Annotated in this window: 19 protein-coding genes; 13 read left to right on the top strand and 6 right to left on the bottom strand. The window is 41.6% G+C overall.

The window, feature by feature from the left end:
- Positions 1–247: 247 nt before the first annotated feature.
- Positions 248–2,428: an LTA synthase family protein gene (locus tag ODU37_RS01220; RefSeq protein ID WP_398580402.1), complete on the bottom strand. Its 2,181-nt coding sequence runs from the start codon at positions 2,426–2,428 to the stop codon at positions 248–250.
- 115 nt (positions 2,429–2,543) lie between these two features.
- On the opposite strand from ODU37_RS01220, the gene ODU37_RS01215 reads away from it, so the two are divergent.
- The 11 genes from ODU37_RS01215 to ODU37_RS01165 all read left to right on the top strand — a co-directional run bounded on the left by ODU37_RS01215 (position 2,544) and on the right by ODU37_RS01165 (position 13,855).
- A complete protein-coding gene (locus ODU37_RS01215; protein WP_249562233.1) occupies positions 2,544–3,707 on the top strand; it encodes a class I SAM-dependent rRNA methyltransferase in 1,164 nt (387 codons plus the stop codon).
- Positions 3,704–4,378 carry a type I 3-dehydroquinate dehydratase gene (gene aroD / locus ODU37_RS01210; RefSeq protein WP_004194719.1) on the top strand — a complete coding sequence of 225 codons (675 nt, stop codon included), beginning with the start codon at positions 3,704–3,706 and terminating at the stop codon, positions 4,376–4,378. Before ODU37_RS01215 ends, aroD begins: the two co-directional genes overlap by 4 nt.
- 3 nt (positions 4,379–4,381) lie before the next feature.
- Complete coding sequence (gene aroC / locus ODU37_RS01205) at positions 4,382–5,548, top strand: chorismate synthase (protein ID WP_249562232.1); 1,167 nt, start codon at positions 4,382–4,384, stop codon at positions 5,546–5,548.
- Between the two features lie 7 nt (positions 5,549–5,555).
- The gene (locus tag ODU37_RS01200; protein WP_249562231.1) at positions 5,556–6,659 is read left to right on the top strand and encodes a prephenate dehydrogenase; all 1,104 of its coding nucleotides are present in this window, start codon (positions 5,556–5,558) and stop codon (positions 6,657–6,659) included.
- A 9-nt stretch (positions 6,660–6,668) separates the two neighbouring features.
- Positions 6,669–7,007, top strand: coding sequence for a YlbF/YmcA family competence regulator (locus ODU37_RS01195; protein ID WP_002938966.1), 339 nt, complete (start codon positions 6,669–6,671; stop codon positions 7,005–7,007).
- 261 nt (positions 7,008–7,268) lie between these two features.
- Entirely contained in the window at positions 7,269–8,414 is a 1,146-nt protein-coding gene (nagA, locus tag ODU37_RS01190) for an N-acetylglucosamine-6-phosphate deacetylase (protein WP_249562230.1), read from the top strand.
- A 23-nt stretch (positions 8,415–8,437) separates the two neighbouring features.
- Positions 8,438–9,439 carry a tagatose-bisphosphate aldolase gene (lacD, locus tag ODU37_RS01185; RefSeq protein WP_172041508.1) on the top strand — a complete coding sequence of 334 codons (1,002 nt, stop codon included), beginning with the start codon at positions 8,438–8,440 and terminating at the stop codon, positions 9,437–9,439.
- Positions 9,440–10,139: 700 nt separating this feature from the next.
- A complete protein-coding gene (locus tag ODU37_RS01180; protein WP_172041509.1) occupies positions 10,140–11,099 on the top strand; it encodes an ABC transporter substrate-binding protein in 960 nt (319 codons plus the stop codon).
- Positions 11,100–11,122: 23 nt separating this feature from the next.
- Positions 11,123–12,097, top strand: coding sequence for an ABC transporter substrate-binding protein (locus tag ODU37_RS01175; protein ID WP_249562229.1), 975 nt, complete (start codon positions 11,123–11,125; stop codon positions 12,095–12,097).
- Positions 12,098–12,151: 54 nt separating this feature from the next.
- A complete protein-coding gene (locus ODU37_RS01170; RefSeq protein WP_002940642.1) occupies positions 12,152–13,045 on the top strand; it encodes an ABC transporter permease in 894 nt (297 codons plus the stop codon).
- 9 nt (positions 13,046–13,054) lie between these two features.
- Positions 13,055–13,855, top strand: a complete 801-nt coding sequence (locus ODU37_RS01165) for an ABC transporter ATP-binding protein (RefSeq protein ID WP_044763604.1) — start codon at positions 13,055–13,057, stop codon at positions 13,853–13,855.
- Positions 13,856–14,382: 527 nt separating this feature from the next.
- On the opposite strand, the gene aroB is transcribed toward ODU37_RS01165, so the two are convergent.
- The 5 genes from aroB to ODU37_RS01140 all read right to left on the bottom strand — a co-directional run bounded on the left by aroB (position 14,383) and on the right by ODU37_RS01140 (position 19,343).
- Positions 14,383–15,450 carry a 3-dehydroquinate synthase gene (gene aroB / locus ODU37_RS01160; protein WP_053867111.1) on the bottom strand — a complete coding sequence of 356 codons (1,068 nt, stop codon included), beginning with the start codon at positions 15,448–15,450 and terminating at the stop codon, positions 14,383–14,385.
- A gap of 12 nt (positions 15,451–15,462) precedes the next feature.
- Positions 15,463–16,332: a shikimate dehydrogenase gene (locus ODU37_RS01155; protein ID WP_249562228.1), complete on the bottom strand. Its 870-nt coding sequence runs from the start codon at positions 16,330–16,332 to the stop codon at positions 15,463–15,465.
- A 45-nt stretch (positions 16,333–16,377) separates the two neighbouring features.
- On the bottom strand, positions 16,378–17,403 hold the full coding sequence (locus ODU37_RS01150; protein ID WP_249562227.1) for a 3-deoxy-7-phosphoheptulonate synthase: 1,026 nt from the start codon (positions 17,401–17,403) through the stop codon (positions 16,378–16,380).
- Positions 17,404–17,412: 9 nt separating this feature from the next.
- A complete protein-coding gene (locus ODU37_RS01145) occupies positions 17,413–18,450 on the bottom strand; it encodes a 3-deoxy-7-phosphoheptulonate synthase (RefSeq protein ID WP_105153184.1) in 1,038 nt (345 codons plus the stop codon).
- Between the two features lie 299 nt (positions 18,451–18,749).
- The gene (locus ODU37_RS01140) at positions 18,750–19,343 is read right to left on the bottom strand and encodes a DUF1361 domain-containing protein (protein ID WP_105153183.1); all 594 of its coding nucleotides are present in this window, start codon (positions 19,341–19,343) and stop codon (positions 18,750–18,752) included.
- 155 nt (positions 19,344–19,498) lie between these two features.
- On the opposite strand from ODU37_RS01140, the gene metG reads away from it, so the two are divergent.
- Positions 19,499–21,502 (top strand): methionine--tRNA ligase, encoded by a 2,004-nt coding sequence (gene metG, locus ODU37_RS01135; protein ID WP_249562226.1) that lies wholly within the window; start codon positions 19,499–19,501, stop codon positions 21,500–21,502.
- 63 nt (positions 21,503–21,565) lie between these two features.
- Positions 21,566–22,507, top strand: coding sequence for a competence protein CoiA (locus tag ODU37_RS01130; RefSeq protein ID WP_249562225.1), 942 nt, complete (start codon positions 21,566–21,568; stop codon positions 22,505–22,507).
- Positions 22,508–22,625 lie beyond the last annotated feature (118 nt).

Below are 22,625 nucleotides of genomic sequence, written 5' to 3'. Positions count from 1 at the left end.
TCAAAATCAGACGTTGTTGACTTGATTTGATGAGTGAAAGGCTCCAGTGGAGCCTTTCAGCCTGTTACCTTGAAACAAAATAGTAACAGGGTTTTATCTGCTAAGTAGAAACGAACTACGTTCGCTCTATCTCCAACCTCCAAAGGTTCCCCAAACCTTTGGAGCTAGTCTGTTTTTGATTTTCATTGAGTATAAAAAGGCTTAGAATCAATGTAGTAACTGACATGATTCTAAGCCTTTTAGTGTATTACCGTGAATTTGAACTGGTACTTGTTGAGCTAGTGCTTGTACCAGTATTTGGTGTACTGGTAGCAGTTGTACTACCGTGAAGTTCTAGGTAGCTTGGTGCTTTAAATAGTTCAATTGTTGATTTATTGCCGTTTTTACTATACAAACTTGTCGATTGTGTACCAAGTTTATTCTCCAGAGCAATCTCGGCAGCCAATGAGTCAATGTAGTTATATTGACTTGAATCCAAGGCTGGCAATCCATTGTCGAAGAATCGGATAAGATCACCAGTTTGAATGGCATCGCTAGTCGCTAGTTGTGCTGCGGTAGCTTCTTTAATTGCATCAATTTCTTTCTGAGTTGTCTCATCTGGATTTGTAATTTCAAGACCAGTTTCTGTATAGTAGATTTTACCTTCGTAGCTAGTGTATTTTGGTGTGATGAAACTGCCAGCGGTTCGAAGAGCCACAATTTGGCTGTGTTGGCTGGAAAGTAGATCTTGACCAACTTGAAGATAGTTATCGGATTTGATTCCTAAAAGATGTTCGAGAGTAGGAAGTGCATCAATCTCACCACCATAGGTATCAAAAATCCCACCGTTGGTCATTCCAGGTACAACAATCATATATGGAACACGTTGCATCATGGCATTGTCAAAATCTGACCAAGTCTGAGAATCTTTTCCAATCAACGGTGCCAAGTCAGGATTGCGTGAATTAGAAATTCCATAGTGATCACCATAGAGGACGATGACGGAGTTTTCGTACAAGCCAGTCGCTTTTAAGTAATCGAAAAATGCCTTTATGGACGCATCGAGATAGTTTGCAGTAGCAAAATAGCCATTAATGGTTTCATCATCTGTATTGGCTAATGGAAAGCCAATCTCATCCCCAATCAAGCTGGTTGTATAGGGGTAGTGGTTGGAAACTGTGATAAATTTGGTATAGAAGGGTTGCTGTAAATGTTCCAGATATTGGATAGAGTCGGCGAACATGATTTTATCATTCAGACCGTATTGGAATGAATTTTCAGCAGTGGCTTTAGAGAAATAGGATTGATCAAAGAAGTAATTGTAACCCCATTGTTTATAGGTGTTGTTCCTATTCCAGAAACTGGCTGCATTACCGTGGAATACAGCAGATGTATATCCTCCATTTTGAGAGAGAATATATGGTGCAGCTTGTTGGGTATTGCTTCCGCCATATTGGACCATGAAAGAGCCTTGATTGAGTCCAAAAAGAGAGGTTTCAATCATGGTTTCGGCATCAGAGGTCTTACCTGCCTTAACTTGGTTAAAGAAATTGGAAAAGGCGAGAGTAGAGCTAGAATGATACAGAGAATTGAGGAAAGGTGTGACTTCGTGCTCGACACCGTTGACATTCAACTTATAGTCAATAACAAATTGTTGTAAGCTTTCTAGGTGGAGATAGATAACATTTCGCCCTTTGGCAATGCCGAAGTAGTTGTCATTCGGTTGAGCATAATGTTCTGCAATATATTGTTTCACAGGCTCCAAATCTGTAGATTTTGCTCCAGAACGATTCTTGTGGGCATTGTAGGTTTGATTAGCATTGTAACCAAGGAAAGCAGGTAAACCAAGGGCTCTGACGATATAAGTATTAGAAAATCCTCTCGTAAGTAGCTCTGGTCTATCAATTTCTGCTAAAAAGAGGTTGATGGAGAAAAGCATGACTGATAGTGCTGTAATAGCAAAGCTAGATTTTTTATGAAATGTCTTTTTATCCCACCGGAGTAGTTTACGATAGACTAGGATTCCAAAAATGATAAAATCAAGAAAATAGATAATATCCCATAGCCTAAATAACTTAAGAGCTGCTTCTCCTAATCCAGCAGATACACTAGAGGTAGCCATTATAGTAGAGATGGAAATATAATCGGAAAATTCTCTGTAATAGACTGCATTTGAAAAGAGCCAGACGGAAAGAATAATATAAATGATCATCGCTACGCTATAGAAGACTTTTGTATTCTTTATATAAAGCGAGAGACCGAGTAATAAAATCCCGACTGGTAGAGGATTCATAATAGCAATAAAATTTTGGAAAAACCCTTGTGTATCTAAGTTGAAATCAACATAGTAGGCCCAGAGTGTTTTGAGCCAGTAAATGATTAGCAAAATCAAGACGAAACCAAGTCTAGTCTGTCCGCTCTTCTTGACATAGTCAATTAGTTTTTTCACAATAAAACCTCATGGTCCTTTCTAAAAGTTTAGTTCATTATACCATAATTCTAAAATAAGCCTCAAAGTTTAGAGTTTTTTTGGCATATATGAAGAAACATGTTATAATAATTCTATGAAAATAAAGGTAAACCGTATTGCAGAACAGAAAATAAACAGAGGGATTCAACTCTTGGATAGCGCTGATTTTTCAGGTTTTTCGTTTGATGAAGACAGGCTGGCTGTTTTGTATTCAGAATCTGGAAGCTATTTGGGCCAGGCTTATTTGTCCAAACAGAATAAGGGGATAGGCTGGCTGTTTAGTAGAAGCAATCAAGACTTGACCATGGATTTTTTTGTTAAATTATTCGTGGATGCTAAACAGAAACGTCAACATTTTTATCAATCTGAGATGACGAATGCGTTTCGTTTATTTAATCAAGATGGAGATAATTTTGGTGGAATGACGGTTGACTTGTATGATGAATATGCCGTTTTTTCATGGTATAATACCTTTATTTATTCTGTCAAAGAGATGATTGTTGCTGCATTTCAACAGGTATTTCCAGAAGTAAGAGGAGCTTATGAGAAGATTCGTTTTAAAGGTTTGGCCTTTGAGTCTGCTCATCTTTATGGAGAAGAAGCCCCTGAGTATTTCACTGTGTTGGAAAATGGAGTTCACTATCAGGTCTTTATGAATGATGGACTGATGACGGGAATCTTTTTGGATCAGCATGAGGTACGTGGTTCCTTGGTGGATGGCCTGGCGGCAGGCAAGTCACTTTTGAACATGTTCTCGTATACGGCAGCATTTTCTATTGCTGCTGCCATGGGCGGAGCAGAGGAAACGACTTCTGTTGACTTAGCCAAACGCTCGCGAGAACTTTCTAAAGCTCACTTTAAGGTTAATAGTTTAGACTTAGATAATCACCACTTTGTAGTAATGGATGTATTTGAATATTTCAAATATGCCAAACGTAAAGGCTTAACTTATGATGTGATTGTCTTGGATCCGCCAAGCTTTGCACGAAATAAGAAACAAACCTTTTCAGTAGCCAAAGATTATCACAAGTTGATTTCTCAATCTTTGGAAATACTAAATACAGGTGGAACTATTATCGCTTCGACCAACGCCGCAAATGTTTCTGTTGAAAAATTTAAGCGGCAGATTGAAAAAGGGTTTGATGTTAGAAAACATCGCTATGAGGCAACTTATCGCTTGCCAGCCGATTTTGTAATCAATAAAAATGATGAAAGTAGTAATTACCTAAAGGTCTTTACGATACAGGTAGATAAATGAAAATAGTAGTTCCTATTATGCCTAGAAATCTGGAAGAGGTAGAGACCATTGATGTAGAACGTCTAGCAGAGGCAGATATTGTTGAATGGCGAGCAGACTATCTTCCGAAAGATGATATTTTAAGAGTAGCACCTGCTATATTTGAAAAATGTAGTGGTAAGGAAGTAGTTTTCACCATTCGGACAACACGTGAAGGCGGTCACTTGGATTTGGACGATCAAGAATATGTCAATGTAATCAAAGAAGTAGCAACGCTTTATCAGCCAGATTATATTGATTTTGAATACTACTCTTATAAGTCGGTTTTTGAGCAGATGTTGGAGTTTCCTAATCTTGTGTTGAGTTATCATAATTTTGAAGAAACACCGTCTAATTATATGGAAATCATGTCTGAACTGACTAGCCTATCACCAGCTGTTGTTAAAATGGCTGTAATGGCTAAGACAGAGCAGGATGTCCTAGATGTTATGAATTATACTCGTGGTTTTAAATCACTGAACACTGAGCAGATATTTGCGACAATCGCCATGGGTGAACTAGGGAAGTTAACACGTATTGCAGGTGTGATTACAGGCTCCTGCTGGACTTTTGCCAGCTTAGATGAAACATCTGCACCAGGACAAATGTCTTTAAGCAATACTCGTAAGTTTCTGGAAATTTTGGAGAATTAAGTTATGCGTTATTTAACAGCTGGCGAGTCTCATGGACCACGTCTAACAGCCATTATTGAGGGAGTTCCAGCGGGTCTTCCTTTAACAGCCGAGGATATTAATGAAGATTTAAAACGGCGCCAAGGTGGATACGGTCGTGGTAGTCGTATGCAGATTGAAACAGATCGCGTAGAGATTACAGCTGGTGTTCGTCACGGTAAGACAACCGGTGCCCCGATTACATTGAATGTGACCAACAAAGACTATCAAAAATGGTTGGATATTATGGCAGTTGAGGACATCGAAGAGAAACTCAAAAGTAAGCGTCGTATCAAACATCCACGACCAGGACATGCTGACCTAGTTGGTGGTATGAAATATCGCTTTGATGATTTGCGTAATTCCTTGGAGCGTTCTAGCGCGCGTGAGACAACTATGCGTGTGGCTGTTGGTGCGGTTGCCAAACGGATTTTGGCTGAGTTGGATATTGAAATTGCTAACCATGTAGTCGTTTTCGGAGGGAAGGAAATTGATGTCCCAGATGGTTTAAGCGTAGCAGAAATCAAAGAGCGTGCAGCCCAGTCAGAAGTATCCATTGTCAACCAAGAGCGTGAAGAAGAAATCAAAGCTTATATTGATCAAATCAAGCGAGATGGAGATACTATTGGCGGAGTGATTGAGACTGTTGTCGGAGGAGTTCCAGCTGGCTTGGGGTCATATGTGCAATGGGATAAAAAGTTAGATGCAAAATTAGCGCAGGCTGTTGTTTCAATCAATGCTTTTAAGGGAGTAGAATTTGGAGTAGGCTTCCAAGCTGGCTATCTCAAAGGGAGCCAAGTCATGGACGAAATTCTCTGGTCCCAAGAAAAAGGGTATACACGCCGAACCAATAATCTAGGTGGTTTCGAAGGCGGTATGACCAATGGCGAGGCTCTGATTATTCGTGGTGTTATGAAACCAATTCCGACCCTCTATAAGCCATTGATGTCGGTTGACATTGATACTCATGAGCCTTATAAAGCTACTGTGGAGCGTTCAGATCCAACGGCTCTCCCAGCAGCTGGTGTAGTCATGGAATCAGTCGTAGCTACAACTCTAGCGATAGAAATCCTAGAGAAGTTCTCTTCCGATAATATGGAGGAATTGAAAGCTGCAGTAGCCAGTCATCGCGACTATGTCAAAAATTTCTAGGTAATTAATGAAAAAAACGATTTTAATTGTAGGTCTAGGGTTGATTGGAAGTTCACTTGCGCTCTGTATTCGCAAAGACCATCCTGACTCTCACCTCATTGGCTTTGATCCTAACGAACAATCATGCCAAATTGCCTTGGGCAAGGGGATGGTTGATGAGGTATCAACGGAATTGGAGAGTGTAGCAAAGCAGGCTGATGTAATTCTTCTTTGTGTTCCAATTCAAGTTTCTTTGCGTTTGATTGAAGAATTGAGTGCCCTTGAATTGAAGGATACGGTCTTGATTACAGATGCAGGTTCAACGAAGTCTGCAATTGTGGCTGCTGCTGAGGAACATTTGGCGCCAAGACAAATTAATTTTATCGGTGGACACCCTATGGCAGGTAGTCATAAATCTGGTGCCAGTGCAGCAGATCTCCATCTATTTGAGAATGCTTACTACATTATGACACCGTGTCAGGCTACCAAGCAGGATGCGGTTCCCCGATTGACAGACTTGTTATCTGGAACGGGGGCACGTTTTGTTCAGATTGATGCAGCAGAACATGACCGTGTGACCAGTCAAATTTCACATTTTCCACACGTATTGGCTTCTAGTTTGATGCATCAAGCTGGAGAGTTTGCGCAAGATCATCCCTTTACGAATAATTTTGCAGCTGGAGGATTTAGAGATATGACACGGATTGCGGAAAGTGAGCCGAGCATGTGGACTAGCATTTTGCTAACCAATGCAGATTCTATTCTAAATCGAATCGAGGAATTTCAAGCACGTCTCTCAGAAATTTCAGATGTTCTCGGATCTGGCGATCAAAAAGCAATTTGGGACTTTTTTGATAAAGGACGTCAAACTCGTAGAGCCATGGAAATTCACAAGCGTGCAGGTGTTGATTCTTTCTACGATTTATTCCTTAGTGTTCCTGATGAGGAAGATACGATTTTGAAGGTTTTGGAAGTCTTACGGGGTATTTCCATTGTCAATATTCGTATCAATGAAGAGAACCGTGAAGATATACACGGTATTTTACAAATCACGTTTAAAAACAAAGGAAATTTGGAAGACGCTGCGAAACGTTTAAGAGAGCAGACGACTTACAAAATCCATTTAGATTAGGAGAAAAATATGTCAACAAATATCTATGATATCGCAAATGAATTGGAACGTGCAATCCGTAACCTTCCTGAATATAAGGCGGTGGAAGCCGTTAAGGTCTCAGTTGAGGGGAATTCAGAAGCCAAAGAAATATTGGAAAGTTATATTTCTTTCCAAAAAGAAATCCAATCTAAATTGCAGGCTGGTGAAATTCCTACTGAAGCTGACCAAAAGAAAATGTTGGATTTCAACAAGAAAGTTCAGGGAAATCCACTTTTGACGGAATATTTCAGCAAGCAACAACAGTTGGGAACGTATGTAGCTGATTTGGAACGTATCATCTTCAAGCCTCTCAACGAATTGTTGTAATATATTTATATTTGATAGGAGCAGGGTGTTAGGCCATGAATTGACGCCTAGTATACGCTGCTTACGTAGAGTTCTTTTCTCCAAGTACAGATTCAGAAACGGTACTTGGGGAGTAAGAACTCTTTTTTCTACCTTCTCACAGCATCCATTTCTTATAAAGTTATGGTAATTACTTGACATTTTCTAATAGAAGTTCTACAATATATTTAGTATATGGTTATAACCAGTTTGATAAGTATATATATCAATAAAGGAGATAATATGACAGTATTTATAAAAGCAAAATCTATTATTTTACCAGAGAGTGAGGTCGAATCAGCCTATTTGGAAATTACTGACAAGGGGCAGTTTGGACGGATTGTGACTGAAAAGCCTGAAGGGGAGATTGTTGATTATTCTGACTTTCATTTAGCACCAGGGTTAGTTGATACACATATCCACGGCTACGCTTCTCACGATGTTATGGACAATGATTTTGAAGGGATCAAGGTAATTTCAGAAGGTCTCTTGTCTTGTGGGGTGACCTCTTGGCTTCCAACGACCTTAACAGATACGACTGAAAATTTAGATGCAGTTTGTGAAACGATTGGGACTTATGCAGGGCAGGAAACAGGCGCCAAGATTCAAGGTATTTTCTTAGAAGGTCCCTTCTTTACAGAAAAATACAAGGGAGCACAAAATCCTAAGTACATGAGCGATCCATCCATTGAAAAGTTGGATAACTGGCACAGCTTATCTAAAGGTTTAGTCAATAAAATTGCTATTGCTCCAGAACGTGAAGGTGTCAAAGAATTCATCGAGTTTGCTAACAGCAAGGCAATTCATACTGCCTTGGCTCACAGCGATGCGACCTATGCGCAAGCGGAAGCGGCAGTAGAAGCTGGTGCCAATATCTTCGTCCATGTTTACAATGGGATGAGTGGGCTTCATCACCGTGAACCAGGTATGGTCGGTGCTGCTTTGAATTTAAAAAATGTCTATGCGGAAATGATTTGTGATGGACACCATGTTCATCCAGCTGCGGCAGAAATCGTGGTCAAAGCACGTGGAGCTGAGGAAACTGTTTTGATTACGGACTGTATGCGAGCTGGCGGTATGGGTGAAGGGGAGTCCCGCCTCGGTGAATTTGAAGTTGTTGTAAAAGATGGAACTGCTCGTTTAAAAGAAAGTGGTAGTTTGGCAGGTTCTATCTTAGAATTGATTGAAGCAGTGCAGAATGTTGTGAAATGGGGCTTGGTGTCCCTACCTGATGCCCTTCGTATGGCTTCTCTGGCACCAGCTCGCTCTGTCAATATTGACCATATTTGTGGTCAGATTGCAGAAGGCCGAGCTGCAGACTTTATCGTCGTAGATGATGCAGGACGCTTACAAGCGACCTATCTAGATGGCGTGAAACGATTTGGTTAATAAAATTCCTTAGGAGGAAACTAATGACAAAATTACAACTTTCTCAGGCTAAATTCAATCACATGACTCGCTTGTCAAACAGCGATCAGGTGATTGCGGCCTTGGCGATTGACCAACGAGGTGCATTGAAACGCCTGCTTGCTGCTGCAGCAGGTGGTGGTGGATTTGGTGATGACATTTTGATTGACTTCAAGAAAGTCATCTCAAGCGATTTGACTCCTTATGCAAGCTCCATTCTCTTGGATGCGGAATACGGTGTTCCGGCTTCAGAATTGCGCCATGCAGATTGCGGTTTCATTGCAGCTTATGAAAAAACAGGTTACGATGCGTCCACACCAGGTCGTTTGCCAGACCTTTTGCCAAATTGGTCAGCCAAACGTATCAAAGAATTGGGGGCGGATGCCGTAAAAATCTTGCTTTACTATGATGTAGATGACAAGCCAGAAATCAACGACATTAAGCATGCTTGGGTAGAACGCATTGGTAGTGAGTGTATCGCAGAAGATATTCCTTACTTCGTCGAAATCTTGACTTACGATGCCAGCGATATGGATGTGACTTCTCGTGAATACGCAGCCCTCAAACCACACAAGGTCAATGGTGCCATGCGTGAATTTAGCAAGTCACGTTATAATGCCGACGTGCTCAAGGTTGAAGTACCTGTCAATATGAACTTTGTAGAAGGCTACACAGATGAAGAGCCAGTCTATACAGTTGAGGAAGCTAAGGCCTTCTTTAAGGAACAAACAGATAGTACCCACTTGCCATTCATCTATTTGAGTGCGGGTGTATCTGCCAAACTCTTCCAAGAAACCCTTGTCTTTGCCAAAGAAGCTGGTTCAAGCTTTAATGGTGTCCTTTGTGGTCGGGCGACTTGGAAGGATGCAGTAGCCATCTTTGCAAGCGAGGGTGAAGAAGCAGCCAAAGCTTGGTTGGCGGATCAAGGCCGCCGCAACGTAGAAGAACTAAACGAGGTTCTAGCAACTGCAGCGCGTCCTTGGACTGAAAAAGTTGAAGTAAAATAATTGTTTTAGTAGGGTCTGGGCTTAGGTTCAGACTTTTTGTGACATCAAATATAGATATTTATACTCTTCGTAAATCAAAATCAGTCGTTGTTGACCTGATTTTGTAATCCGCTCTTATATCTCTCACCTTGAACATGTGCAAGCAAAGCCTTGAGTTATAGTTGCGGCTGTTGACGCAAACCTTGTTCCCCTTATTTCCAACCTCTGACTATTTGTGAAATAGTTGGAGCAAGTACTAGAAGTAAACTAAAAGGCTATATAAACATGATGACAGGTCGTTTTATAGCTAATAATATAGGGGGCTATTTTTAGAAAAATTCGAAAAAACTTGAAAAATCTGAAAATTTGCGCAATTTACTATTGACAAATAATTTGAAAACAGTTATGATAGTTACAAATAAATGAGAAAGGGAAACAGAGATGTTACAAATGTGTCAAAATCATTCAGCTAATCATACATATTTCTACGGCTATTTTAGATAGTGTTTGTAGACATGGTAAACATGGATGCAAACACGGGAACGTAAAGTTTGTATCTATGTGGCTGTAGCTATTTTGACATGTGCCCATAGATGATACATCTAAATGGCACGGATAATTCATTCTGTTTTCCTATACAGATGAAATATAAGGACCGTTTAGAGTGTAGTCTAAGCGGTCCTTTCTTGTTTGCTATTATATTTATAAAAGGAGAATAATCATGGGATTTAAAAAAAGTATACTTAGTTCAGTAGCACTTTTGTCAGTAGTAACGCTTGCTGCATGCAGTTCCAATTCGTCAGATTCAAGTTCATTCAATGTTGGTATTATTCAATATGCTGAACATGAAGCGTTGAGCTCAGCTCGTGAAGGCTTTGTAGAGGCGCTCGAAGAAGCAGGCTACAAGGAAGGTGAAAATCTGACGATTGATTTGCAAAATGCCCAAGGTGATCAAGCAAACTTACAGACAATGGTTGAGAAATTGGCAGGAAAAAATGATCTTAACTTTGCCATCGCAACACCGGCAGCCCAAGCCATGCTTAATGCAGATAGTGAAACATCAAGTGTATTCACAGCTGTCACAGATCCAGTTGAAGCAGGTTTGGTTGAATCATTGGAAAAACCAGGTGGGACCATGACGGGATCGACTGATGCAACTGATGTGGAAGGTCAAATCGAGATGTTGCTCAAAGTAGTACCAACTGCGAAGACTGTCGGTATTTTCTACAATTCTAGCGAGGTAAACTCAGAAGTTCAAGCTGAGCAGGCTAAAAAAGCACTCGAAGCAAAAGGTGTAAAAGTAGAAGTGACAACAGTTACGACGACAAACGATGTTCAGCAAGCTATTACTTCACTTGCAGGAAAAGTCGATGCTATCTATCTTCCAACTGATAATACAGTTGCCTCTACAGCTTCAACAATCGGTGATATTTTAAAAGAAGCAAAAGTTCCAGCTATGGGAAGTGACGCGGCAGTTATTGACGCAGCTCTATTTACCTACGGTGTCGACTACCATGCTATCGGTGTTCAAGCTGGTGAATTGGCTGTTAAGATTTTGAAGGGGGAAAAGCCTGCTGACTTAGCAGTTGAAAAACCAAATACAGCAGCTATTACCGTCAATGAAGAAATGGCTAAAGCTGTTGGTATTGATGCAGCGACTATAAAAGCATTAGAAGAGTAATATATTTAGGAGAAGAAACGTTTATGTATTATAAGCTAGTAAAAAAATTGGCAACTATTTCAGTAGCAAGTATGGGTTTGCTAACACTTGCAGCTTGTTCCTCATCATCAGAACAAGCTTCCTCAGATGTGGTCAAAGTTGGAGTTCTCCAATATATGGAGCATGAATCATTGACAGCTGCCCGTGAGGGTTTTGTGGCGGAATTAGAAGCAAATGGTTATAAAGAGGGTGAAAAATTGGTTTTGGATTATCAAAATGCCCAAGGCGATCAAGCTAACCTTCAAACCATTTCAGAACAATTAATCGATGGAAATGATATTGTCTTGGCAATCGCTACGCCGTCTGCCCAGAGTTTAGCGACTGTGTCTACTGAAACGCCGATTGTCTTTACTGCGGTTACAGATCCCTTGTCAGCTGACTTGGTAGAATCCAGTGAAAAACCAGGTGGACTTTTGACAGGTACATCTGACCAAGCTCCAATTGACAAACAAGTTGAATTGCTAGGTCAAGCTGTTCCAGATGCTAAGACAGTCGGTATTTTGTACACTACTAGCGAACGGAATTCAGAAGTCCAGGTAGAGCAAGCTAAGGAATTGCTAGAAAAAGCAGGTTATAAGGTAGTAGTAAAAGGAATCACATCTTCAAATGAAGTCCAAGATGCGACAACTAGCTTGATGAAGGATGTAGATGCTCTCTTTATTCCAACAGACAATACTGTCGCTTCAACCATGACCATGATCGGTGAATTATCTGTGGAGCATAAGGTTCCAGTAATTGGTGGTTCAACGGACATGGTGGATGAAGGAGGTCTTTTGACTTACGGTACCAACTATGAAGCTTTAGGTCGTCAAACTGCAAAAATGGCTATTAAGATTATCGAAGGAGCCAATGTGTCAGAAACAGCGGTAGAATACCCGGAGACTGTCAGTCTTCACGTTAATGAAGAAATGGCTAAGAAATTAGGTATCGATACTTCTAAGCTTGCTGTATCTGAATAAGATCGGTAAGATAGAACCTAGTATTGACTACGAATTTAGAAAAAGGAGAAAATCGTGGATATTATTTTATCAAGTATCTCGCAAGGCTTGCTTTGGTCAGTTATGGCGATTGGTGTTTACTTGACGTTTCGTATTTTAGATATTGCTGATATGACAGCTGAGGGGTCTTATCCGCTTGGAGCTGCTGTTTGTGCGACAGGGATTGTGAACGGAGTGAATCCCTTACTGGCAACCTTTATGGCTATGGTAGCTGGTATGGGTGCAGGCTTGATTTCTGGTTTACTTCATACAAAACTAAAAATTCCAGCCCTTTTGACCGGTATTGTAACCTTGACAGGTCTCTACTCTATCAACTTGAAAATCTTAGGCAAAGCCAACGTAGCCCTGCTCAAACAAGAAACACTGGTGACCCAATTGCAGGATTTCGGTTTGACAAAAACAAATGCTGTTTTGGTCATTGGTCTGGTCTTTGTACTAGCAGTTGTAGGCCTATTGACGCTCTTGCTCAATACACAAATTGGTCTAGCTATTCGTTCAACAGGGGATAACATTCCAATGAGTGAGGCCAATGGTATCAATGTAGACAATATGAAAATCTACGGCTATATGTTGTCGAATGGTCTAATTGCCCTTTGTGGTGCTCTTCTTACTCAGAATAATGGCTATGCAGATCTCAATTCAGGTACTGGTACCATTGTTATCGGTCTAGCATCTGTCATTATTGCAGAAGTTATCTTGCGTAACTTACGCCTGGGTTGGAGACTCCTATCGGTTGTTCTCGGTGCAGTTGTTTACCGTTTGATTATCTTAGCGATTTTGGAAATTCCAGGTATGGATGCAGACCTTGTTAAACTCTTCTCAGCTATCCTTCTGGCAACCGTTCTCTATGTGCCAGAATTGCAGAAGAAATTGAATATTCGTCGTCCAAAATTGAATGGAAATGCTTAGGAGGAAGTCATGTCTACAATTTTATCAATTCAAAATATTCATAAAACCTTCGAAGCTGGAACAGTTAATGAGAACCATGTCCTTCGTGGGTTGAACTTAGATGTAAAAGAGGGTGATTTTATCTCCATTATCGGTGGTAATGGTGCTGGTAAATCAACTTTCATGAACTCACTTGCAGGTGCCTTGACGGTTGATTCGGGCGATATTTTGCTTGAAGGTAAATCCATTAAGCATGTCTCAGCTGCCAAACGTTCTAAGGACATCAGCCGTGTCTTCCAAGATCCTAAGATGGGAACAGCTTCCCGCTTGACCATTGAAGAAAATATGGCTATTGCCTATCGTCGTGGATTGTCACGTGGTCTTGGTTGGGGTGTGAAAGACAGCGAACGTGCAATCTTCAAAGAAGCTTTAAAAGAACTTGGTTTGGGCTTGGAAGAGCGTATGAAAGTGGATACGCAATTTCTTTCAGGTGGTCAACGTCAGGCCTTGACATTGATGATGGCTTCGCTTGTCAAACCAAAAGTTCTGCTCTTGGACGAACACACTGCAGCCCTTGATCCCAAAACTAGCGATATGGTCATGGAATTGACTAAGAAGATTGTCGAGAGTCACCAGTTGACAGCTCTGATGATTACGCATAATATGGAAAACGCCATTGAATATGGTAATCGTTTGGTCATGTTGCACCGTGGTCAGATTGTTGTTGATGTAGAAGGAGAAGAGAAGAAGAACTTGACCGTTCAAAACTTGATGGACCTTTTCTACAAAAACAGTGGTGAAAAGCTAACTGACGATGAGATGATTTTATAAAAAAAATAAGACTACTGATTTCATGCAAGTCAGTAGTCTTTTTTCTTATATCGTCATTTATACTCTTCGAAAATCAAAATCAGACGTTGTTGACTTGATTTGATGAACTTTAGTTCTATCTGCATCTGCGTCGCCTAGTCTGTTTTTGATTTTCATTGAGTATTAGTTGACTTTTATTACTTCGACGTAAGAGGAAACTCCGTTTCCTTATTTCCAACTTCAAACACTCTACTGGATTGTTTGAACTTGCCTTGCCTGATTTTGCAAGAGCGACTTGCTTCGCTCTTTTATCTCCCACCTTGCACAGTCCATTAACTGTGCAAGCAATCTGGGGGATACGAATAGTCCAGTGGACTATTCGTACCTGAGCCTGAAAACAAAAAAGCGAAGTACATCAGCTGGTCACCTAGAAACAAGAAAGCATTGAGTTATGCCTGCGACGGTTGATGCGAACCTTGTTCGCTCTATTTCCAACCTCCAACTATCTACCAGATAGTTGGAGCGAGTACTAAAAGTAAACTAAGAGACTATACTTGTAGAAATTCTAGCATTTCTTCCATTGGAATTTGATGGATGGCTGCCTGTCCCAATTGAGGGACGATGACGAGTTTGATGGTCTTGCCACGTGCTTTTTTATCGTGAGTTAGGGCGGCGTATAATTCATCTACATTCCAAGGTTGGTGTGTAGTCGGCAAGCCGAATTTTTCGCACATGGCGATTATTTTTTCAGTGATACCAGCTGGCATGAGTCCTTTTTTCTCAGCTACACGTGCAATCTGAACCATACCGATGGCAACAGCTTCACCGTGCATGACTTGGCCGTAGCCAGCGGTAGCTTCGATAGCATGTCCAATGGTGTGGCCAAAGTTGAGGAAGAGTCTGACACCGTTGTCTAATTCATCTTCGACAACAACCTTGCGTTTGACTTCACAGGAGTGGTAGATGATATAGTCAGCATGCTCCAGAATGCTCTCGACAGAGCCGTCTAATTGGTCTAGGGTTTCCCAGAGCTCCACATCATCTATTAAGCCATATTTGACAACCTCGCCCATTCCTTCAATCAATTCACGTTTGCCGAGTGTTTTTAGGGTATCAGGGTCAATGAGTACGCCGTCTGGCTGGCAGAAAGTGCCCACCATATTTTTGGCAAATGGGGTATTCACGCCAGTTTTTCCCCCGATAGAAGAATCAACTTGGGCAGTTAGGCTGGTTGGGATTTGTAGGAAATGGATACCACGCATATAGGTAGAAGCGACAAAACCTGCCAAATCGCCAACGACTCCTCCGCCGAGAGCAATGATTCCATCACTTCGTGTCATACCATTTTTTACGAGAAATTCGTAGGCCTGGTTGACGGTATCAAGATTTTTTGAGGCTTCACCTTCTGGAAATTCAAAAGCAATGGTTTCAAAACCAGCTTGTTCTAAGCTTGACTGGACTGTTTCACGGTAGAGTGAGCCAACGTGGTCATCTGTAATAATGGCGATTTTCTGAGGTTTCCAAAGTTCTTTGACCCATGCACCTGTCTGTGCTAAACTTCCTCTTTGGATAAGGATGTCGTAGGGATTGTGGGGAAGATTGACGGTCAGTTTCATCAGATTTCCTCTCTATTTGATGTCGTATTTCTGGACTAATTGGTCCCAAATCAAGTCAGTCGGCATTTCTTTTCCAGTCCAGGTTTGGAAGGCTTCAGCTGCTTGGAAGAGAAGCATGCCCAAACCATTGATAGTTGGATTGCCTTGAGACTGGGCTAGTTTTAATAAAGGTGTTTCGAATGGTTGATAGATCACATCCGCAACCAAAAGATTTTCAGGAAAGCGAATGGTAGAAGGAACAGGTTGAGAATCCCCATCCATGCCTACACTGGTTCCGTTGACTAGTAAGTCGGAGTTGGTAATATGTTCCTGTAGTAATTGGCTATCTTCGAGCGCTAGGACCTGCATAGGAACTCCAGTTGCTTGAGCAATAGGTGTAAGACTTACCTGTGTTCTTTCCAAGCTTTGTTGACGGCAGAAAACGGTAATTTCCTTTGCACCATCCAATGCAGCCTGAGCTATGATAGCAGTAGAAGCACCACCACCACCTAGAATGGTCAGTCGCTTGTTGCGTACTTGGAATCCTCTTAGTTTTTCTAAACTTTTGAAGAATCCAATGCCATCGGTATTATGACCGATTAGTAAGCCGTTCTGATGAATGACAGTATTGACAGCGCCAATCAGGCGTGCAGAGGCTGTTAAATCATCTAGATAAGGAATGACAGCTTGTTTATAGGGCATGGAAAGATTGATGCCAAACATATCGTAGCGTTTGATATTTTCAAGAGTAGCAGCCAAATCCTCTTCTGGAATTTCCAAAGCGACATAGACACCGTTTACACCTGTTTCCTTAAAAGCCAGATTATGAATGAAGGGGGAAATGGAGTGTTTGATTGGCTTTGCAACAACGGCAGCAAGACGAGTGTAACCATCAATGTTCATAGCTTACCTCCAAATTATTTATCGTACAAAAAATTAAGGAAAGAATTAGACAGTTTGATGGATTTCACGAATTAGAGCTTCCGTTTTTTCCCAACCTAAGCAAGGATCGGTAATGGATTTGCCGAATACCTCAGGGCTATCTTGACGGCCGTCTTCTAAGTAGGATTCAATCATGAAACCACGAACATATTTGCGAATGGCTTCATTCCAATCACGGTTGATGAGGGTTTGACGGACGATACGGATTTGTTCCAGGTAATTTTTACCAGAATTGTCGTGGTTGGTATCAATTACGATAAATGGATTTTTAAGACCAAATTGTTCATACTGTTTGATGGTTTTCAAGAGAATATCATAGTAGTAGTTTGGCTCATAACCGCCCTTTTCAGTATTGGCACCACGAAGGATAGCATGAGCTAGAGGGTTGCCATCTGTATCAACTTCTGCATCGCGGTAAATAAAGTTCTGTTTGTTTTGTGCGGCGTAGATAGCATTGAACATAACGGTCAAATTACCAGAAGTTGGGTTTTTCATACCAGTTGGCATATCGACACCTGATGCAACAAATCTGTGTTCTTGGTCTTCAACCGAACGTGCTCCGATAGCATGGTAGGACACCAAGTCTTCCACAAGAGGGTAGTTGGCAGAGTAGAGCATTTCATCAGCAGTTGTGAGTCCGGTCTCAGTAATGACACGGTAATGCAAATTACGAACGGCTGCAATTCCGTTAATGAGGTCTGGTAATTTAGAAGTATCTGGCTGATGAACCAGTCCTTTATAGCCTTCCCCATTGGTACGTGGCTTAGCTGTGTAAACCCGCATGACCATGAAGATTTTATCTTTGACTTCCTCTTGAAGTTTGGAGAGACGACGTGCGTATTCCAAAACGGCCTCTTCATTATCTGAAGAGCAAGGGCCGATAACCAAGAGCAAACGGTCATCTTCGCCTTGGATAATTCTTTTCAGTTCTTCATCGCGCTGATTTTTTGCAGCTAGAAATTCTCCTTCTAACTTGGAAAGTTCCTTTACTTTATCGATGTCTAAACTGGTGCTACGTTTGTGAATTCCCATAATATCTTCCTATCTGTTGTAAATTTCTCGGATGAGTTCTTGTGTTTTTTTCCAGCCTAAGCAAGGGTCTGTGATGGATTTTCCATAGACATCTGGATTGTCTTGGCGACCGTCTTCAATGTAGGATTCAATCATAAATCCGCGAACGTAGTTACGAATGGATTCGTTCCAGTCACGGTTGATTAAGGTTTGACGGACGATACGGATTTGTTCCAAATAATTTTTCCCAGAATTGTCATGGTTGGTATCGATAATAATAAATGGATTTTTCAAGCCAAATTGGTCATAGAGCTCAATGGTTTCTAGAAGATTGTCATAGTAATAGTTTGGTAGGTATTTACCATTTTCATTGACTGCGCCACGAAGAATAACGTGAGCAAGTGGATTGCCAGATGTTTCAACTTCAGTATTGTTGAAGAGGAAGGATTGCTTCTTCTGAGCAGCAAAAAGACCGTTGAACATGACTTTGAGGTTACCAGATGTTGGATTTTTCAAGCCTGTTGGAACATCGATGCCTGACGCTACAAAGCGGTGCTGCTGATTTTCAACCGAACGAGCTCCGATAGCGATGTAGGAAACCAAGTCATCAACCAAAGGCAGATTTTCAGGATAGAGCATCTCGTCAGCAGTAGTTAAACCTGTTTCCGTAATGACACGATAGTGGAGGTTACGAACTGCTTTGATTCCGTTGATGAGGCTTGGTGCAGCATCTGTATCTGGTTGGTGTATGAGTCCTTTATAACCATCACCATTGGTACGTGGCTTGGCAGTATAGACGCGCATGACCATGAAAATTTTATCTTTGACTTCTTCTTGGAGCTTGGCCAAGCGGTGAGCATAATCTAAGACAGCCTCTTCATTGTCAGATGAACATGGTCCAATCACTAGGAGAAGACGATCATCTTCTCCTTTTAAGATGGCTTCAAGTTCACGGTCACGAGCTTGTTTTTTAGCAAGTGTTTCAGGAGAAAGTTTAGAGTGCTCTCGGACTTGATTGATGTCAATTTTTTCGCTGATTGGTGTAAACAATAGATCTCCCTCTTTCATTTATAGATTCCTCAATTATACCATTATTTTTAAGAATTTAAAATCAATATCTATGATTTTATGTAAAATTTACAGTAAATTCTGAATATTTTATATAAAGGAAATTTAAGAAATTTTGCTTACAATAGGTTAACGATTTTTGCCTCATACACTTTGGATAAAAATGTAATGGAGAGAAACGGAGAAGATATAAATTTATCAAAAAAGTTTGTTTATGTCCTTGAAAAATCTTCCCAAAAGGAACGATAGTCCTTGAGTGTGGGAAGATGCTTGAAGATAATGGCTATGAGATAAAAATCTTATTCATTTATTGAAAAGACAAGAACCATAATTTGGATAAAGGTGAAGCCGAGGATAAAGGGGAGGGCATCCCACGAAATAACAGCAAGCATTTCATCAATAACGACAGTTGGTCTGGTAAAGATGTCCCATGAATTCAGTCTTGCATATCGTCCGATATGAATGGCAAAGCTGGATAGTAGGGAAAGACCACTAATCATAAACAGTTTTAGCCAGTAGGATTTGATAGAAAAAGCAGAGAAAATAAGTCGTACACTTTCAACGCCAGCCATGACCCCAAAGAAAATACTTGGGACATAAAGCATAAATAGAATCATGCTTTCTCGTTGCCATAGTACTGTGTTGGCAAAGTGCATATGGACGATGTCTGTCACCATGTAAAAAGTATTGGGGTAGAAAAAGAGCCAGAGGAGACCTGCTATCACTTTGAGGATATGGTACTTTGTATGATTGGTAAGGATTGCAAAATCAAGTGCTACCAATGCCAAGAACATATTCCATGTCAAGTCAGGTGCTGTGACACCGTACCGTTTTAGTCCGACTGCTATAATGAGGAAAAAGAGATGAGTAAGAATATTTTTCTTTGTAAACATAGATGACCTCTTTCTGTTTGAGTTGTATCATAGTATAGCATAGATAGAGGAAGAATTGTAGTTAGAACCATTTTGTGATTTAGCTGAAAATATGATAAAATAGGATGTTGTCAATAACAGGGTTTCATTTGCTCTGAATTTGAAAGGAAAAAAGCATGACAAAAACACCGTTTTATATCACCACACCGATTTATTATCCGTCTGGAAAACTTCATATCGGTTCAGCTTATACGACCATTGCCTGCGATGTCTTGGCTCGTTACAAACGCCTTATGGGGCATGAAGTCTACTATCTAACAGGGCTTGATGAGCACGGGCAGAAGATTGAGGAGAAGGCAAAAGAGGCTGGTTTGACACCGCAAGCCTACGTTGACGGTATGGCGGTTGGCGTCAAGGAGCTCTGGAGCTTGCTAGACATCTCTTACGACAAGTTCATCCGCACGACTGATGATTACCACGAGGAAGTGGTGGCGGCTGTTTTTGAAAAATTGCTGGCTCAAGATGATATTTACTTGGGTGAATATTCTGGTTGGTACTCTGTATCAGACGAAGAATTCTTCACTGAAAGCCAATTAGAAGAGGTCTTCCGAGATGAAAACGGCAAGGTAACAGGTGGTATCGCTCCGAGCGGTCACGAGGTTGCCTGGGTATCAGAAGAATCCTATTTCCTCCGCCTCAGCAAGTATCAGGATAAATTGGTCGAGTTTTTCAATGCTCATCCAGACTTTATCCAGCCAGACGGCCGCCTCAATGAAATCATGAAAAACTTCATTGAGCCAGGCTTGGAAGATTTGGCGGTATCTCGTACATCATTTACTTGGGGCGTGCCTGTTCCGTCAAATCCTAAACACGTTGTCTATGTCTGGATTGATGCCCTACTCAACTACGCAACTGCCTTGGGTTATGGTCAGGAAGAAACAGCCAACTATGACAAGTTCTGGAATGGAACAGTTTACCACATGGTTGGGAAGGACATTCTTCGTTTCCACTCCATTTACTGGCCAATCATGCTTATGATGTTGGATATGAAGTTGCCAGACCGCTTGGTTGCTCATGGCTGGTTTGTCATGAAAGATGGCAAGATGTCCAAGTCTAAGGGCAATGTGGTCTATCCAGAAATGTTGGTCGAGCGTTTCGGCTTGGATCCGCTCCGTTACTACCTCATGCGTAGTCTGCCAGTTGGCTCTGACGGAACCTTTACACCAGAAGATTACGTTGGTCGTATCAACTACGAACTGGCCAACGACCTTGGAAACTTGCTCAACCGTACAGTTGCGATGATTAACAAGTATTTCGGCGGTCAGGTACCAAACTTTGTTGCTAACGTGACTGATTTTGATGCGGACTTGGCGGTAGTAGTAGCTGACAACTTGGCAAGCTACCACAAGTATATGGAAGCTGTTGACTACCCACGCGCCTTGGAAGCGGTCTGGAACATCATCTCCCGTACCAACAAGTACATCGATGAAACAGCACCGTGGGTCTTGGCCAAAGAAGAAGCAGACCGTGACAAGCTGGCAGCAGTTATGGCCCACTTGACAGCAGGTCTTCGTGTGGTGGCGCACCTCATTCAACCATTTATGATGACGACGTCTAATGCCATTATGGAACAGCTTGGTTTGGGAACAGCATTTGACCTTGAAAACCTTGACTTTGCAGGTCTTCCAGCTGGTTTGACAGTGGTCGCAAAAGGTACACCTATCTTCCCACGTCTGGATATGGAAGAGGAAATCGCCTATATCCAAGCTCAAATGGGTGGCAGCTCTGCTATTTCCCAAGAGGAAGAAAAAGAATGGGACCCAGCTGACGTGGAGCTGAAAAACGAGAAAGCCGCGATCAAGTTCGAGGACTTCGACAAGGTAGAAATCCGCGTGGCCGAAGTCAAGGAAGTGGCCAAGGTGGAGGGCTCTGACAAGCTGCTCAAGTTCCGTCTGGACGCAGGTGATGGCCAAGACCGCCAAATCCTGTCTGGTATTGCTAAGTACTATCCAAATGAGCAGGAGTTGGTCGGCAAGAAAGTCCAAATCGTTGCCAACCTCAAGCCACGTAAGATGATGGGCTTGCTCAGCCAGGGCATGATCCTCTCAGCCGAACACGACGGCAATTTAACACTCTTAACAGTAGACCCATCAGTGCCAAACGGCAGTCAGATTGGGTAAGAAAGTTCAAACACTCAGCACAGCTGGGTGTTTTTTTGCGAACTAATATAGAAAGGAGGTTTTATGTTAGTTGCACTTGATGAAGATGGGCAAGTTTTTAATGTCTTGGAAAATCCTGCGCCGCAAGGTCGCTTTTGCTGTCCAGGTTGTGGAGGACAGGTCCGATACAAATCCGGAAAAGTTCTGCGTTCGCACTTTGCCCACGTAACCCTGCGGGACTGCACATACTTTTCCGAGAATGAGTCAGCCCAGCACCTGTCCCTTAAGTCTTGTCTGTACAGTTGGTTAATCAATGCCGAACAAGTTGAACTTGAAAAATGCCTGCCTAGTATAGGGCAGGTCGCTGATTTATTTGTTAATAATAGTCTAGCTTTGGAAGTCCAATGTTCCAGTCTGCCCATTTCTCGTTTGCAGCTGAGGACGCAAGCCTATAGTGAGGCTGGTTATCAGGTTCTTTGGTTGCTTGGCAAGGATTTGTGGCTCAAGGAACGACTGACCAATTTGCACAAGCAATTTCTCTCTTTTAGTATGAATATGGGGTTTCACCTCTGGGAATTGGATGATGAGAAGAAGGAATTGCGTCTTCGTTACCTTATTCACGAAGACTTACGAGGTAAGGTCCACTGTCTGACAAAGGTTTTTCCATTTGGCGAGGGAAATTTATTGGACATCTTGCGTCTGCCATTTGCCAAGCAAGCTTTATCGCATCTTACTTGCCCGTTAGATAGGGATTTGCCTCGCTACATTGCTCAACAGCTTTATTACAAATCCCCCAATTGGTTGGCCCTGCAGGCAGAGTCTTATAGCCGAGGGGAGAATTTGCTGACAAAGACGGCAGAAGAATGGTACCCCCACATCCGTCTGCCCCGCTCTGCCATTGGCTTTGCCCAAATACAAAAAGATTTAACCCTAGTTTATCAGGATTTTGACCAGTATTACGGCAATATTGAAGACAAGCAGAAACAGGTTCTATATCCACCTATAATTTATAGAAAACCAATGTAAATAGAGATAGCTGATGGAGGTGTATATATTACTTTTGAAAATATGCTCAATATTTTATGTTAGTCATACTACTGTCGGTGAAGGTTGTAGACTTTGTTAGCCTAGTGACGACTTGCGA

Origin of the sequence: Streptococcus sp. 2021WUSS109 (assembly GCF_044427305.1) — a bacterium.
GTDB lineage: Bacteria > Bacillota > Bacilli > Lactobacillales > Streptococcaceae > Streptococcus > Streptococcus suis.
This window is presented reverse-complemented; position numbering and strand designations above follow the sequence as displayed.

What these genes read in the sequence shown, in the direction of transcription:
- ODU37_RS01215 (WP_249562233.1), top strand. Translation starts at nt 2,544, where the DNA reads ATGAAAATAAAGGTAAACCGTATTGCAGAACAGAAAATAAACAGAGGG.
- aroD (WP_004194719.1), top strand. Translation starts at nt 3,704, where the DNA reads ATGAAAATAGTAGTTCCTATTATGCCTAGAAATCTGGAAGAGGTAGAG.
- aroC (WP_249562232.1), top strand. Translation starts at nt 4,382, where the DNA reads ATGCGTTATTTAACAGCTGGCGAGTCTCATGGACCACGTCTAACAGCC.
- ODU37_RS01200 (WP_249562231.1), top strand. Translation starts at nt 5,556, where the DNA reads ATGAAAAAAACGATTTTAATTGTAGGTCTAGGGTTGATTGGAAGTTCA.
- ODU37_RS01195 (WP_002938966.1), top strand. Translation starts at nt 6,669, where the DNA reads ATGTCAACAAATATCTATGATATCGCAAATGAATTGGAACGTGCAATC.
- nagA (WP_249562230.1), top strand. Translation starts at nt 7,269, where the DNA reads ATGACAGTATTTATAAAAGCAAAATCTATTATTTTACCAGAGAGTGAG.
- lacD (WP_172041508.1), top strand. Translation starts at nt 8,438, where the DNA reads ATGACAAAATTACAACTTTCTCAGGCTAAATTCAATCACATGACTCGC.
- ODU37_RS01180 (WP_172041509.1), top strand. Translation starts at nt 10,140, where the DNA reads ATGGGATTTAAAAAAAGTATACTTAGTTCAGTAGCACTTTTGTCAGTA.
- ODU37_RS01175 (WP_249562229.1), top strand. Translation starts at nt 11,123, where the DNA reads ATGTATTATAAGCTAGTAAAAAAATTGGCAACTATTTCAGTAGCAAGT.
- ODU37_RS01165 (WP_044763604.1), top strand. Translation starts at nt 13,055, where the DNA reads ATGTCTACAATTTTATCAATTCAAAATATTCATAAAACCTTCGAAGCT.
- aroB (WP_053867111.1), bottom strand. Translation starts at nt 15,450, where the DNA reads ATGAAACTGACCGTCAATCTTCCCCACAATCCCTACGACATCCTTATC.
- ODU37_RS01155 (WP_249562228.1), bottom strand. Translation starts at nt 16,332, where the DNA reads ATGAACATTGATGGTTACACTCGTCTTGCTGCCGTTGTTGCAAAGCCA.
- ODU37_RS01150 (WP_249562227.1), bottom strand. Translation starts at nt 17,403, where the DNA reads ATGGGAATTCACAAACGTAGCACCAGTTTAGACATCGATAAAGTAAAG.
- ODU37_RS01145 (WP_105153184.1), bottom strand. Translation starts at nt 18,450, where the DNA reads ATGAAAGAGGGAGATCTATTGTTTACACCAATCAGCGAAAAAATTGAC.
- ODU37_RS01140 (WP_105153183.1), bottom strand. Translation starts at nt 19,343, where the DNA reads ATGTTTACAAAGAAAAATATTCTTACTCATCTCTTTTTCCTCATTATA.
- metG (WP_249562226.1), top strand. Translation starts at nt 19,499, where the DNA reads ATGACAAAAACACCGTTTTATATCACCACACCGATTTATTATCCGTCT.
- ODU37_RS01130 (WP_249562225.1), top strand. Translation starts at nt 21,566, where the DNA reads ATGTTAGTTGCACTTGATGAAGATGGGCAAGTTTTTAATGTCTTGGAA.